Raw genomic sequence first — 14,343 nt, 5'->3', positions numbered from 1 at the left:
GGGGAGAGGTCGGTGGGTTCTTCGCCCGCCTCCAGGAGCGTGTCGGCGGCCCCGACGATGAGGGGGTCGGGGCGGCCCACCGCCGCTTCGTCCTTCCGGTCGTAATCGATGCGCGACAAAAGGCTGCGGATCGCCTCCAGCCGGCCCCGCCGCTTGTCGTTGCTCTTGACCACCGTCCACGGGGCGTGCTCGGTGTCGGTCGCGCGGAGCATCGCGATCTTCGCGGTGGTGTACGCGTCCCACAGGTCCAAGGAGGCCAGGTCGGTGGGTGACAGCTTCCACTGCCGCACCGGATCGACCTGGCGGATCGCGAAGCGGGTGCGCTGCTCGGCGCGGGAGACCGAGAACCAGAACTTCACCAGCAGGATCCCATCGTCCACGAGCATCGCCTCGAAGGCCGGACACTGCCGCAAGAAGAGCTCGTACTGGTCAGGAGTGCAGAACCCCATGACCTTCTCGACGCCGGCGCGGTTGTACCAGGAGCGGTCGAAGAAGACGATCTCACCGGCGGCCGGCAGATGAGCGACGTACCGCTGGAAGTACCACTCCCCCTCCTCCCGCTCGGTCGGCTTGTCCAGAGCGACGATCCGTGCCCCACGGGGGTTGAGCCGCTCGGTGAACCGCTGGATCGTGCCGCCCTTGCCCGCCGCGTCCCTGCCCTCGCAGATCACCACCAGCCGGGCCCGGGTGTCCTTCACCCAGCGCTGAAGCTTCAGGAGCTCGATCTGCAGGATGCGCTTGGTCCGTTCGTACTCGCTCCGCCTGATCTTGCTGTCGTACGGGTAGTTCTCCTGCCACGTCCGAATCGGAGCGCCGGACGAGTCCAGCAGCACGGGCTGTTCCGGACGCCGGTCATCCACGCTCAGCCCTGTCAGCAGGTTCTCGGCCTCTGGCCGCTGGAACTCGTGGTCTTTCATGCCACGCCCCTACCCACGCGACGCGCGACGATGTCGAGCAACCCGAGGAGGTCCGCCTTACCGCCCGGGGCTGGCGTTTCGGCAGACGTCACGGACAGGGTTTGCGGCGGTCCCGTACCCGGCCCGATGTATCGCTCGTCCTAGACGGGTTGGGCGGCTTTGAGGAGCCGTTGGGGCAGGTAGGGGGACTCGACGCGGATGTCCCAGCCCCGTCGTCGGGCGTGGCAGGCCAGGGCCAGGACGTTGAGGTCGATCGCGACGTCGAGGGTGTCGGCGCGGTCGGCGACCTGGTAGTGGTCGCGGTGGGCTTCGAGGGCATCGGCCAAGGCCAGGTTGAAGCTCTCCTCGTCGCCCTCCACGAGCTGCGACAGCAGTACGGCGGGGGGTGGGAAGAAGCCCCACTCCTTGGCCTTCTCGGCTCCGCGCAGCGCCCGCTGCGCCGCCGGCTCGGCATCGACTCCCGTCAGGTAGGCGTGGAGGGCCTCCCGGTACGAGGCGAAGGCCGAGCCGTCCTTGCCGGCGATCGCAGGGCCGGCGAGGACCACGGGGGCAAGATCTTCGCGTACGCCCGTGATCAGCGCGAAGGCAACGGCACTCGTCCAATTGTCGGCGCCCGCCGCCTCGCCCCGCGCAGCCGGGTAGCGCAAATTCTGGCCGTCGATGGTCACCTCGGCCTCGGTACCCGGCTCCGCCAGGGCGATGCGGAACACGGCCGCCCCCAGCTGGGAGGCCAGCCGCAGGTTCGCGAGCTGCGCGTCCGTGACGTCGGCCGAGTTGCCCGCGCGCCACTTGAAGAGGAGCTCCTGGTAGTGCATGGCGCTCCCCAGCCGCGACGCGGCAAGGGGCTTCCCCTCCTCCGAGGTGAGGGCCTCCTGGACGGACTGGTCCCACAGGGCCTCGATCCTCGGGTTCACGGGCTGTCCGCCGCCCGGTCGCTGGACCACCAGCGGGCCTGCCGCCAGGGCGGCGACCGCGTCCGGCCGCCGGTCGCGGCCGAGGCCTCCCACCCTCGGGCCCCGGGCCTCGAAGCCGGTGACCAGGGCGTGCGGGAGGTAGTCGGAGTGGACGGCCGGCATCCAGCCCAGAGTCCGGTACGCGACCGAGGCCAGGGCGAGCGGCATAAGCGGGAGGAGACTGGCCGGCGAGGCGGCGGGGCCGTGCGAGGTGGCGTGCGCGAGCAGGAGGGCGGCCAGTCCGGAGTCGAAAGCCTCCCGGTCCTCGACGGCCAGGGCGCGCAAGGTCCTCAGCGCCGTGCTGTCCGGCCGGTCGAGGAGGCTTTCGCCGGTCTCCTCGGCCCGGCTACGGACGCGGGCCAGCGCGGCGTCGATGGCGGCGAGCTTCGCCTGTGCGCTGGGCGGGTACTCCGCGTCGTTTCCGGTGTCGTCGAGGAACTGGGCCGTGAAGCCGGTGATCAGCTCGCCGGCGGGGCTTCCCTGCGCTTCCTCGGCGAACTTCTGACGGGCGAAGTGGAAGGCCTCACCGTGCCACTTGGCCTTGTCCCTGAGGAGCGCGAGGCAGAACGCGTCGATCCACTCGCCGGGGCTGACGCTTTCCCCGGCGCCGGCCTCGTCGCCCGGGTCGTAGCTGATGCCGAAGTTCACGTAGTCGAGGAAGACCTGGAACGTGCAGTGCGGGTAGTACGCCGCGAAGCAGACGGCGCCGGCCGCGGCCTCGGCGGCGTCCTTGAGGACGGCCTCGGCCTCCGGCGTATCCAGGCCGCGCGTCTCGACGGAGAGGGCGCCCAGGTAGTCGAGGAACTCGTCGGCGACCGACTGCCATTCGTAGGTGGCCATCCGGCCGGCCTTCGACATGGACCGGACCTGCCCCCCGATCCGGTTCGCGAAGTCCTCGCGCGCCGCCGAAACAACTGCCTCGCCCACCTGATGACGCTCTATCCGCACTTCGCTGCTCCTTGCTGCTGTCCGTCCGGACAGCCTAAGCGCGGCATCTGACAGGCCAGGCGCGCTGCTGGCGACGGGACGCCCGGGGACGCAGCCCCCGGCCCGATCGGGGCGCCGGTAGCGCCGGGGAGTCTCCACCCCGGGCTCAGGCGCCCGGACCGCCGGACCGGCGGTGACGGAATCACTGCTGGCAGCGCCCGAGGGTCACGACGTAGGTGCCGGCACCGGTCGACGAGGCCCCGGCCTGGTCGGCCGAGCCGGGCTGGGCCGACGGGCCCATCTCACGTAGGGACGCATTGAGGATGAGGGCGCGGTGGCCAGGGCTGTTCATCCACCAGTTGACGGCAGCCTGAGGAGTTCCCGACCCGCCCCGGCCGGTGTACGTGAGCTCGCCGAACTCCCACGACCGGGCGTTCGGACAGTATCCGGCCGCCTGGATGCGGCTCCTCGGTGTCGAGCCGGTCTGGGGGTTGCGGTGCGAGTCCCTGCCCGGCCCCCACCACTTCAGCTGCACGGCCGCGACGGCATGCTGTTGGGCCGCGTTGGTCAGGGCCTGGTTGACGGTGAGGGCAGGCAGACCGCGCTGTGTGCGCTGCGCGTTGATCAGGCACCTCACCGCATCCCTGGCCTGGGCGGCAGTCGCGGCGGTCGGGGCCCGGTTGGCGGCGGCCGGGTCACAGGCTGCTGGTGTCGCAGTCTGGGGTACGGCCCGCTGCCCGTTGATGTTGCCTGCCGCGATGTAGCGGCACACCAGGATCCACCCCGTACTGCTCGCCACAGGCACGCCCTGCTTCACGCCACACCCGATTTCGGTGGTGGACGATGCGGGAGACATCCACACCATCTGAGAGTAATGGCCCCACGCGCGGTAATTGGTTCCCGGTGAAGCGCTACTGTTGACCGGGGCGTTGTTGTCCGCGTCGAATTTGGACTTCTCGGCTATCCAGCTGAAGCTCACCGCGGGGTCCAGCGCCATCATGGGACGAGGCGGCCCCGGGTAAGCATTGAAGAGGTTCTCGCCCGCGTTGCCATTCGTGGCACGGCTGCTGTGGTGGAGCGTACCGCCCTGACTGGATGCAGGGTCATCGGCCCAGGCCTGCGCGTCACAGGCAAGCTTGGGATTCCATGCAAGAGAGACCACAGGAAGGCCGGGGTTGTACTTCTTGACGGCCTCTCGGCGTGCTTCGTTGTGCACACGGACGATGTCGGCAGCATCCGCGGCGCTTATCTGGGAGCCCGTGCCGGGCGGTGCGTTGGGCGAGGGGCACGTGGGGGATTTCTCATCGGCAGCAGGCACCGAAGAGGCGCGCACATCTGTGGAGGCAGTTGCCGTCGGGCCCATCATGACAAGGCCGCACACAAGGGCAACCACCGTTGCGAAAGAGTTCGTTTTCATCGAACACTCCGATGGTGGATATCTCCGCTCGCCGAGCGCGATTCATCGCACGCCGGACTATGCGGTCATCGTCACCCATTTGACGTACAGCCACCCGTTCGGCGATCACTGAATTGCTCCATGCGGGTGAATTATCCCGCTGTGGTTGCGCTGAGTGGAAATCTGTGGTGGCTCCTAAACGGAGAAAGATCCCCACGTACCAGGTAGACCTCGCGCTACCCGGCCGGTACCGATCCGACCGGCTTCAGGGTCGAGGCGGCCGACGGCAGCATCGGCAAGGTGGGCGTGGACAAGTCCTCCGCTGTGCCGGGGTAATGACGACGGTCCTGCCGCCTGGTCGGGGTCAGCAGGACCGCAACACGGATACGGGCCCGGAGTGGTGGACCGGCTGGCACGTGGCGGGCCTTCAACGCCCGTGACCGGCCCGCGTCACGCCGGTCGACGGGCAGCGCTCAAGGTGCCTTCACCGGGCCCAGCTTGGGTATCAGCGTCTGGAGGAGCTGGGTCATCGCGGTGAAGGACCCGTCGATCTCGGCGTCGGTCAGCGGCGCGCCCGGCTCGGCCTCGACCTCGCACCCGAGATTGCCGGCCCGGACTTTCATCCCGACGGTGGGACCGTTCGGGGCGCGGTACCGGAAAGCCTGGTCCCCCAGGCCGGTGACCGCCTCCGGAGACCCGTCGAGGGCCTCCAGACCTCCGAACTCGTCGATGGCCTTGTCCACGTCCCGCCAGGCGCTGCAGTGAACGGTGACGTTCACCAGGTTCGTGCCGCCGCGGGACATCGGCTGCTTGCACATGGAGCCGGAGACCACCTCCGGTTCGAGCCCGGTGTTGTATCCGTCGCGTACACCTTGGAGCTGGAACACGCTCGCGAACTCCTTGAAGTCGAGGTGTTCGCAGATGTACCTGGGCGGGGAGTAGTCGCCCGGCTTGACCGTCATCGCGCCGTCGTCGGTAGGCGGCGGGCTCACGGTTGTCGTGGTCGATTGGTGGGAGCCCCCGAAGGCTATCGCCAACCTGATCAGCAGGCCGACGACGACGAGCGAGCCCCCGATCACCGCCCAGACCTTGCTACGGCTCTTACCTGACATGGCGCCCCCATCCCCTCCGATGTCTCAGGACACCCTCACGCTACCGAGAAGCACTGACAGAGCATCAGGGGGCGGTGCGTAGCTCGGAGGGCATGCCTGCACACTGACCGGAAGACCGATGAGGGCTGTCAGGAAGGCCGCCGAGCAGGCCCGGTGGCGCGAGGGGCAGCGCTCGCTGCGGTCTTCCGGCCACCGGCAGCAGCGTGCGTGGCAGTAGCCGTGGTTGCGGACACGCTTGCTCTGCTGCATCCGTGTGAGCGGCTGTACCGGCCGCGATGGGGTGTACCGCTCAGCCGCGGCGGAACAGGTCGTCGGGATTCACCGGATTCCGGCCGCGCAGCGACGGGCCCGGGCGGCGGGGCACTTCACGGCCCTGGGTGAGCCATAGCCGCTCCAGTGCGTCGTAGATCGGGGCATCGGAACGCTGCCGGACATCCTGGGCCAGTCGGGCGAAGTCGGCCCACTGCGGAGGTGAAACGGTTTTCTGCTCCATACCCAGACCAACGAGGGCGACCTGCCCGATGTGGCGGTGCGTGACCGTTCCGTCATGAACCGGCAGAGCGGTACGGAGCGACGACGGGCCGCCGTCGGGTGCGGTAGCGCGGCCGTCATACGGATTCCGGCCCGGGAATGGTGGGCCGACTGGCACGTATCCGGCCTCGAACGCCCGCGACCGGCGCCCCGTCACGCCGGTCGGGCCGACTGGGTCGTCGCTTCTGGATCTTGCCGGTTAAGCCTGCGTCGTCCCGTGTCGTGCGTCGCGAGGCGGAGGGGCGGCCTTGTACTGGACGTACTTGGGTGCTCCGACAACGCGGCGAGGTGCGGGCCGGGCTGGGGCCGGCCGGGCTGGCTGGCGCACCGGTCAGCCGTCCCCGCTCGGCTTCTTGACCTCAAGTCCGGTTGAGCTTTTAGCGTCGTCGGGGACGAAAGGGGTTCGGCCGTGACGACACTGGTTACGGGTGCCACCGGGAACACCGGCCGGCACGTCGTGGCGGAGCTGGTCCGCCGAGGAGAGCACGTAAGGGCACTGACGCGGAATCCGGCTGCGGCCGCCGGGAGGTTCCCAGCCGGGGTGGAGCTGGTGGCGGGCACGCACACGGCACCGGAGGGGCTGGCCGCCGCCTTCGCGGGCGTCAGCCGGTTACACATCACGGTGACCGCGGGGCTCGCCGAGACCGGGCCCGCCTTGGTGCGGCAGGCGGTCGGCGCGGGTGTGCGGCGCATCACCGTGGTGTGGGGCGGCTGGGTGGGGCCGGTCGAGCAGGCCGTGGCGGACTCGGGTGTGGAGTGGACACGCCTGGAACCGCAGGAGTTCATGTCCAACACGTTGACCTGGATCGAATCGGTGGGGGCCGAGGGAGTCGTGCGCGAGCCGTACGACTTTCCCAGCGCGCTCGTCCACGAGGCCGACATCGGGGCCGTGGCGGCGGTCGCGTTGCTCGACGACGGTCATGCGGGGCGTTCCTACAACCTCACCGGCCCCGAATCGCTGACCACGCGGGAACGGATCGCGATTCTGTCCCGGGCGATCGGCCGCGACATCGACTTCGTCTCGATCTCGCACGAGCATGCCCTCGACAGGCTGATGGCCACCGGCGTGTCCCGGGCGGACGCCGAGTACGTCGTCGGCTGGTACGCCGACCCCGAAGGTGACGCCACGACCGTCGTCGACACCGTCGAGCGGGTTACCGGCCGCCCAGCGCGTACGTTCGCTCAGTGGGCGGCCGAACATGCCGGACGCTTCCGCGCTCCGGGCGCCACCGGCTAAGGTCCTGTCTCTTTGGTCAGCGTCGGGTCCAGATGAGGATGCCGGCGAGGTGGAGTGCGGCCTGGTAGGCAACGGCGAGTTTGTCGGTTCGTGTGGCCAGGCCGCGCCACTGTTTGAGTCGGTTGATACACCGCTCGACGGTGTTTTGTAGGCCTGGCGGTCAAAACCGGGTGGGCGGCCGCCTCGGCGGCCCCGCCGCAGGCGGTGGCCGATCTGGTCGGACGGCTGCGGGATGACCGCCCGGATTCCCCGACGCCGCAGGTGGCTGCGGATGGCGCGCGAGGAATACGCGCGGTCGGCCAGAACGGCGAAGGGCCGGGTGCCGGCCTCGGGGAACATCGGTGCAGCGGTTATCGGTGAGAACGATCTTGGTCAGGGCGTGAGCGTGCTGACCCGGTTCCCGTACTCGCGGCGGGCCTTGCGCTGGGCCGGGACTGCGGGGAGACCCTGGCTGCCGTAGAGCGGCTGGCAGCGGGCGAGGAGCTGTCGGTGCACGGCGGGGACGGCGCTGACGCGCAGGGTGTAGCCCTGGCCGCGCCGTACGGTCGCCCCTTGGTCGAGCGCGGCCCGCTCGGCGGGCTCCAGTACGGCGGCGCGGAGGAAGTCGGCGACCTTGCCCGGCATGTCGAGGGTGACCGGCGACTCCGGGGCGGGGGCGTCCTCCTTGGTGGCGGTGTGGTCGGGCAGAACGGCGACGGCCGTGCGGATCGCGCCGCGGCTGACCCGGTGGTCGCGGGCGAGGGCGGCGATGGAGCGGCCTTCCAGGTACGCGGTGCGCACGTCGGCGGTCTTGCCGGCCGGGACGGCGGGGCGGCGTCCGCCTTTGCCGCCCTTGGCCTCGGCGGCGCGCACTCCGTCGTAGGTCAGCTCGCGCTGGAGGTCGCGTTGGAGTTCGCCGGCGGCGGCGAGGGTCTGCACCATGAACTTCACGGTGGACAGCAGCTCGCCGGTGCGGGGGTGGCGGACGGTGAGGTCCTTGGCGGAGAACGCGCCGTCGTGAATGCACAGCGCCACTTGGTCGCGGTGGAGGACGTCGAGCACGTCGAGGATGTGGCCGGTGCCGCGTACGAGGCGGAACATCTCGGAGATGTGCACGGTGTCGCCCGGCCGCGCGTAGGTGAGCAGTGCGCCGAACTTCGGGCGCTGGAGGGGGTGGCGGCGGCTGGAGGTGCCCGGGTCCTCCTCGAAGACGACCGGGTCCTCGATCCCGGCCTCGGCCAGGACGAGGTTCTGCCGGGCGGTGGACTGCTGGTCGGTCGAGACCCGCTTGTAGACCAGGTTCGCCACCGAAGGGCCCCTTCCGTACGGAGGATCGGACCCTATCTGTCGTCAAACCCTGTCAGCAATCACCATCGGATCTGATTGGATTCGCACCGCCTCGAACCCCCGGATTGCACGGGTTCATTGGACACGACGCCTCCGTGTTGTCAAACGATCGTTTGCCGACAGGCCGGGCCGGCTTGATCCGGCCGCCCGGGTCCACTGTGCTTGACAGCGGACTGTCCGGGCGGGTCGGGCGGTGGGAGGCTGCGGGTCGTGTCTGGGTTGATCTCGGACAAGCCCACCGAACCAGCCGATGAGGGAAGCGATCTGGAGTGCGGGCACGCCCTCGTTCGCTGTGCGGGCCTTGTTGTGCCACCGACGGAATGGGCTTGCCCAGGTGACGAAACGCGGTCGACGGTCGGCCGGGCATCACGGCTCTGCCTGCGCTCGCACCGCAGCTGGCTTCCGTTAGCGGTCATCACCCGGGATCGCGGACACAGCTGCGCGGGATCGACGCCTGGCGGAAGCCACGTTCCTGCAGGTCAGTCAATTCCGTCGGTGGCCCTAGGGGATGACGAGTAGCTTGCCGGTGGTACGCCGAGCCTCCAGATCGCGGTGAGCTTGGGCGACCTCGGCGAGCGGGTAGCGGGCCGTCACGGTGGTCTCAAGCGCCTTGGTGCGCACCAATTCAAGCACGTCGGCGGCGCGCCGGAGCAGCTCGGACCGATCGGCGATGAAGTGCCCGAGGCTTGGCCGGATCAGGGTCAGCGAACCGCCCTGGGCGAGCCGGATGGGGTCGAAGGGCGGCACTGCACCACTCGCGGCGCCGAAGAGCACCAGGTGGCCGCGGGTTCGCAGGCTGGCGAGGCTCGCATCGAAGGTGTCCCTGCCGACGCCGTCGAAGACGACAGGCAGGCCCTGGCCGCCATGGAGCCGCTTCACCTCGGCCGCGAGATCGTCCACTGCAGAGTAGAGGATCACCTCGGCGGCCCCGGCGCGCCGCGCCAGCTGGGCCTTCTCCGGTGTCGAGGTTGTGCCGATCACTCTGCCGCCGAGATGGGTGATGAGCTGGGTCAGCACAAGCCCCATGCCGCCGGCAGCAGCGTGCACGAGCACCGTGTCGCCTGGCTGGACCGGGTAGGCGTCCTTGACGAGGTAGTGCGCCGTCATGCCCTGCAGCAGCACGGCGGCGGCGGCCTCGAAGTCGACGCCGTCGGGCAGGGGCACGAGCCGGGAGGAGTCCACGACGGCCTGCTCGGCATAGGTGCCGGGAATATCCACCCAGCCGACCCGGTCTCCCACAGCGACGTGGGTGACGCCGGGTCCAACCTCGAGGACCGTGCCCGCGCCCTCAGTGCCCGGGGTGAAGGGCAGCGGGAGGGTGTACCGGCCCTGGCGGTGGTATACGTCGAGGAAGTTGACGCCGGACGTGGCGACCTCCACGACCGCCTGGCCCGGGCCCGGCATCGGTTGATCAATGTCGACCAGTCGCAGCACCTCGGGACCGCCCACTTCGGAAACCTGAATCGCTCGCATGACCCCTCCTGAAACGGCTGACTTCCCTCACCAACTCCGGTCGTGGCGATCCGATTCCCGCTCGCGGTGAGGTGTCGTAGCCGTCTCGTGCCCACGTGGGAGAAGGGTGCCACCGACGGAATGGGCCTGCCCAGGTGACGAAACGCGGTCGAGGGTCGGCCGGGCATCACGGCTCTGCCTGCGCTCGCACCGCAGCTGGCTTCCGTTAGCGGTCATCACCCGGGAACGCGAACACAGCTGCGCGGGATCGACGCCTGGCGGAAGCCACGTTCCTGCAGGTCAGTCAATTCCGTCGGTGGCCCTTGTTCATGCACATTGATCCGTGCAGCTCTACGCGTCCTGCCGCGCGGATGCGGGCGCGGGTGCGTCGGCTCGAGGCTTGGGGGCGGTGGGTTCGGGCAGGGCGCGGAAGAGGAGCCAGCTCAGGGCAGGCATGGCGATCAGGGGCGTGAGGGCTGTCTTCAGGGAGGTGGAGTCGGCCAGGTGTCCCAGCAGGGGGCTGATGAGGCCGCCGAGGCTGATGGTGAGGCCGAGGGTGACGCCGCTGGCAGTACCGATACGGGAGGGCAGGTAATCCTGGCCCAGGGTGACCTGGAGGGAGAAGAGTAGATCACTCCGGTCACGGCGGCGACGGAGAGCAGGCAGGACCAGCGGGAGACATGGACGCGGTCGTAGCGGTTGGCCAGGGACCCTCCTAGGACCGAGCCGACTGCGCCGCCCAGGAACAGCAGGAACAGGGCAATGGTGCCCGCGGTGGTGCTGCCCTGCATGCGCTGCTGGGCGTAGAGGGAGATGAAGGTGCTTAGGCCGGTGAAGACGATGGAGCGGAAGACGACCGCCAGGGACAGCTTCACGAACGAGACCACATCATCGGCGCCCCGCGGTGCCTCCGTCTTGGACGCGCCGGCCTCGGGCCGGGCGAGCATCCGGAGCACGGGCACACACAGAGCGGCGCCGGCGAGCGCGGGCAGGACCAGGACGGGCGTCCAGCGCAGGGAGCCGTGTCCGATCACGGCCGACACCATGAGCGGGGCAAGTGCGAAGCCGATGTTGCCGCCCAGGGAGAACCAGCCCATCGCGCTGTGACTGCCTTCGCTGGCCAGCCGGGCCACGCGGGCCGACTCCGGGTGGTAGGCGGCCACCCCGATCCCGGAGACAGCGACGAAGAACAGGGTGAGCTCGTAGGAGCCGCTCAGGCCGCTGAGCGCGATGCCCACCCCGCCCAGCAGAGTGCTGACCGGCAGCAGCCACGGCATCGCCCACCGGTCGGTGAGCGCCCCGAACACCGGCTGGGCCACCGACGACAGCAGGGACGCGGCCAGCACGATGCCGGAGGCGACCGCGTAGGTGTAGTCCCGTTCGGCCACGAAGAACGGGATCAGCGCCGCGACGGCGCCCTGGTAGATGTCGACGCAGGCGTGTCCCACGGCCAGCAGGGAGATCGATGTGTTCCTTCGCACCCTCCCATGCTGGGAGAAGCACACGGTGTCGCGTTTCGGTAGATTGACGGATGATGCAGAAAGTCCGCCACGAATCCGTTGCGCCGACCCGGACCCAGCGCCTGGCCTCCGGCGGCGAGATCGATGCGCACCGCCATGACGATCACCAGATCGTCTACGCCGGCCGGGGCACCATCGCGGTGACCACCGACGCCGGTTCCTGGGTTGCCCCCGCCACCCGCGCGCTCTGGATCCCCGCCGGCACCGTCCACCAGCATCAGGCACACGGCGAACTCGACCTCCACCTCGTTGGCCTGCCCGCCACCGACAACCCCCTCGGCCTGGACAAACCCGTCGTCCTCGCCGTCAGCCCCCTTTTGCGCGAACTCATCGTCGCGTACACCCGCGACCCCGACAACGACAGCCCACCCCACCTGCGCCTGCGCGCGGTCATGCTCGACCAGCTCGCCCTCTCCCCCGAACAGCCGCTACACCTGCCGGTCCCCACCGACCCTCTGCTCTGCGAACTGCACGACATCCTGCGCGCCGACGCGGCCGACAACCGCTCACTCGACGACCTCGGACGCCAGATCGGCGCCAGCGCCCGCACCCTCTCCCGCCGCCTCCGCGACGACCTCGGCCTCACCTACCTACAGTGGCGCACTCAGATCAGGCTCCACCACGCGCTGATCCTCCTGGCGGACGACATCCCCGTCACCGCGGTCGCCCACCGCTGCGGCTGGTCTTCCGCCAGCACCTTCATCGACGTCTTCCGCCGTACCTTCGGCCACACTCCCGGCGCCCGCCCCGCCACCTGACACAGGACCAGGCCTCCTAAAGGGTGTTGCAGAAGACTCAGTCATGGGCATTTTGCCCGTATGGGTGGGGTGTTGCGGGCTGAGCCGGTGTGGGTGGAGACGTTCACGGGCTTGCGGATCGAGCGGTTCGCGAAGCTGGTGAAAGTGGTGCGGGAGCGGGGCGGAAACGGGCCCGGCGGTGGCCGTCCCTGGTGCCTGTCACTGCCCGACCGGGTGCTGCTGGTGGCTGTGTACTACCGCACGAACCTCACGATGCGGCAGCTTGCTCCGCTCTTCGGGATCTCCCCGGCCACCGTCTGCCGGGTCATCCAGCGCCTGCGGCCACTGCTGGCGCTGGAGCCTTCCCCACGGCCGGTCGCCGACGTGGACCGGCTGTGGATCGTGGACGGAACCCTCATCCCCGTCCGCGACCGCAGCGTGGCGCTTCGTCGAGGAACTACCGGTTCTCGGCGAACGTGCAGATCGTCATCGACGCGGACAGCCGACTGGTCGTCGCGAGCGCACGCCCGGCGCCGGGCAACAAGGCGGACGCCCACGTCTGGCGCGAGTCCGACCTGCCAGCCGCGGCAGCCGGCACGACGGTCATTGCCGACGGCGCCTACCTGGGCACCGGCCTGATCGTCCCGCACCGCAGAAGGGGCCGGACGGCCCCTCCTGCGGAGGCAGGAAGAGGACAACGCCGAACACCGACGCGTTCGCGCTCGGGTCGAGCACACCTTCGCCCGCATGAAGAACTGGAAGATCCTCCGCGACTGCCGCCAGAAAGGAGACGGCCTTCACCACGCCGTCCAGGCCGTCGCCACCATGCACAACCTCGCCCTGGCTCGGTGAAACAGCAGGTCAGGCGGCACATAGACCTGCCCAACCCAGACCTTCTGCAACACCCTTTAGCGGGCCGGGCTCTGTGCGGCGGATCAGGTGAACGCCGGAGGGACCGGAGTCATGGGCGTCGTGTCGGTAGGTATCAGCCGGAAGGGGTTACTGGACGTGTGGCGGGACTCGTGGGCCGTGACAGCCGAATCCGACCGTGAGCAATGGGATTATGCGCCGATGGAGCGCGTCGGCCCCCTGCGATTCGGCAGGAGCGTGGAGGAGGCGACCAGCGCGATGCTCGCGCGCGGATACGCGGCTGACACGGCTTCAGAGATCGGCACGTTCGGGCCGTTCGAGCTGTGGGCGCACGAGGTTCCACGCAGTGGATGGCCCGTTCCACCGTGTAGCCGTCGTGGCCTACTACGTCGACCGGATGGGATTGACCTGCGTCGTGGTCGACGCCTTGGCCGGCCCCCAGGTCACCCTCGACGGAGTACGGCTGGTGGGCCGGCCTCCGCCGAGCTTTCGGACGAGCTCACCGCCCACCTCTTGAAAGCCGGTCGGGACATCGGGTCACAGGATCTGGGCTTCATGCCGCGCGCGCAGCGAGCCGGCGATGTTCTGCTCACGCGGCTGGTGTTCGGCAGTCCCAACGACTGGGCCAACACCATGGGGGACTGCATTCCGGCCGACGAAATGCTCAGCCACCACTGAGCCCGCCTGTTGATCGTCCGCTCGACCTCGTCGCGGCGCACGTACCTCTTCCTTTCAAAGCTACGGGCCGACCCCGCCGTCGCTGCCGCGGCGTCGGCGGTCGGTCCGCTGGTCGCCCGGTTCGGGGATGCTGTGCTTGATCTGGCGTCGTCGCAGGTAGCCCCACTGGCCGGGCGATCAGCAGAGTCAGCGGACGTATCCCGACCTCCCCGGCGAGGTGGATCTCGCAGGTCAAGCCGCCCCGCGAGCGCCCGAGTTCCTCGTCGGGGCTCCATCCACGTTGGTGGAGCGACGGACGATCTGCCCGGGCACCGGGCACCGGGCACTGGGCTCTGCGGGCCGGCCCATCCGGCCGGAATCCAACGCCGGTCTCGCGCGCGGATCCGCGCGGGGCCCGGCCTCCGGACGGCCAGCGGGAGGGCGACCGTGTTCGAGGGCGCTGGCGCACGCCTCCACCGCGAGGCGGACCTCATCGGTGTTGCAGCAGACACCGCCTTCCATGCCTCAGCCCGGTCGGGATCGAGACCGCTCCAACCGGTGCCGGACGGGCGCGGCCAGTGCGGTGAAGCCTCCCGGCCCGTGGGGCCACTACCTCGATGGCTACCTGTCGTTGTCCTGGTGCGCGGGGCGGTGCGGCGTGCGGTGCGGCGTACGGGCCGAGGCACAGTGGGTCGGGCAGGGAAGGGC

11 protein-coding genes and 4 pseudogenes are annotated in these 14,343 nt (G+C 69.6%); 5 read left to right on the top strand and 10 right to left on the bottom strand.

Annotation, left to right across the window (positions count from 1 at the left end; translation table 11 throughout):
- The 3 genes from ppk2 to PV721_RS32685 form a co-directional block, all read right to left on the bottom strand.
- Window positions 1-917 (bottom strand): polyphosphate kinase 2 (gene ppk2, locus PV721_RS32695; RefSeq protein WP_319730735.1); only part of this gene is annotated, 917 nt, incomplete at its 3' end.
- Between the two features lie 140 nt (window positions 918-1,057).
- Entirely contained in the window at window positions 1,058-2,818 is a 1,761-nt protein-coding gene (locus tag PV721_RS32690) for an immunity 49 family protein (RefSeq protein WP_319730733.1), read from the bottom strand.
- 181 nt (window positions 2,819-2,999) lie between these two features.
- Window positions 3,000-4,013 carry a CAP domain-containing protein gene (locus PV721_RS32685; protein ID WP_319730731.1) on the bottom strand — a complete coding sequence of 338 codons (1,014 nt, stop codon included), beginning with the start codon at window positions 4,011-4,013 and terminating at the stop codon, window positions 3,000-3,002.
- A gap of 7 nt (window positions 4,014-4,020) precedes the next feature.
- Here PV721_RS32685 and PV721_RS32680 point away from each other — a divergent pair, with 7 nt between their 5' ends.
- Entirely contained in the window at window positions 4,021-4,326 is a 306-nt protein-coding gene (locus PV721_RS32680) for a hypothetical protein (protein WP_319730729.1), read from the top strand.
- Between the two features lie 340 nt (window positions 4,327-4,666).
- Here the strand turns inward: PV721_RS32680 and PV721_RS32675 are convergent, their stop codons facing one another.
- Together PV721_RS32675 and PV721_RS32670 are read right to left on the bottom strand one after the other, a co-directional pair.
- Window positions 4,667-5,305, bottom strand: a complete 639-nt coding sequence (locus PV721_RS32675; RefSeq protein ID WP_319730727.1) for a hypothetical protein — start codon at window positions 5,303-5,305, stop codon at window positions 4,667-4,669.
- 289 nt (window positions 5,306-5,594) lie between these two features.
- Window positions 5,595-5,798 carry a hypothetical protein gene (locus PV721_RS32670; RefSeq protein ID WP_319730725.1) on the bottom strand — a complete coding sequence of 68 codons (204 nt, stop codon included), beginning with the start codon at window positions 5,796-5,798 and terminating at the stop codon, window positions 5,595-5,597.
- 447 nt (window positions 5,799-6,245) lie between these two features.
- Here PV721_RS32670 and PV721_RS32665 point away from each other — a divergent pair, with 447 nt between their 5' ends.
- Entirely contained in the window at window positions 6,246-7,073 is an 828-nt protein-coding gene (locus tag PV721_RS32665) for an NmrA family NAD(P)-binding protein (protein ID WP_319730723.1), read from the top strand.
- A 16-nt stretch (window positions 7,074-7,089) separates the two neighbouring features.
- Here PV721_RS32665 and PV721_RS32660 read toward each other — a convergent pair.
- The 4 genes and pseudogenes from PV721_RS32660 to PV721_RS32645 form a co-directional block, all read right to left on the bottom strand.
- A pseudogene (locus PV721_RS32660) lies at window positions 7,090-7,394 on the bottom strand (transposase); the annotation flags it as partial.
- 51 nt (window positions 7,395-7,445) lie between these two features.
- Window positions 7,446-8,360: a recombinase family protein gene (locus tag PV721_RS32655; protein WP_319730721.1), complete on the bottom strand. Its 915-nt coding sequence runs from the start codon at window positions 8,358-8,360 to the stop codon at window positions 7,446-7,448.
- Window positions 8,361-8,900: 540 nt separating this feature from the next.
- Window positions 8,901-9,872 (bottom strand): quinone oxidoreductase, encoded by a 972-nt coding sequence (locus tag PV721_RS32650; protein ID WP_319730719.1) that lies wholly within the window; start codon window positions 9,870-9,872, stop codon window positions 8,901-8,903.
- A 330-nt stretch (window positions 9,873-10,202) separates the two neighbouring features.
- Window positions 10,203-11,332, bottom strand: a pseudogene (locus tag PV721_RS32645) (MFS transporter).
- 50 nt (window positions 11,333-11,382) lie between these two features.
- Here PV721_RS32645 and PV721_RS32640 point away from each other — a divergent pair.
- The 3 genes and pseudogenes from PV721_RS32640 (at window position 11,383) to PV721_RS32620 (ending at window position 13,656) form a co-directional block, all read left to right on the top strand.
- Window positions 11,383-12,129 (top strand): AraC family transcriptional regulator, encoded by a 747-nt coding sequence (locus PV721_RS32640; RefSeq protein ID WP_416371229.1) that lies wholly within the window; start codon window positions 11,383-11,385, stop codon window positions 12,127-12,129.
- 60 nt (window positions 12,130-12,189) lie between these two features.
- A pseudogene (locus tag PV721_RS43810) lies at window positions 12,190-12,960 on the top strand (transposase).
- A 573-nt stretch (window positions 12,961-13,533) separates the two neighbouring features.
- Window positions 13,534-13,656, top strand: coding sequence for a hypothetical protein (locus PV721_RS32620; RefSeq protein WP_319730739.1), 123 nt, complete (start codon window positions 13,534-13,536; stop codon window positions 13,654-13,656).
- A gap of 5 nt (window positions 13,657-13,661) precedes the next feature.
- Here PV721_RS32620 and PV721_RS32615 read toward each other — a convergent pair.
- A pseudogene (locus PV721_RS32615) lies at window positions 13,662-13,975 on the bottom strand (IS5/IS1182 family transposase); the annotation flags it as partial.
- Window positions 13,976-14,343: the final 368 nt, after the last annotated feature.

The organism is Streptomyces sp. MB09-01, assembly GCF_033794505.1.
Classification (GTDB): domain Bacteria; phylum Actinomycetota; class Actinomycetes; order Streptomycetales; family Streptomycetaceae; genus Streptomyces.
The sequence above is the reverse complement of the archived record's forward strand: the minus strand, read 5'-3'. Positions and strand labels throughout refer to the sequence as shown.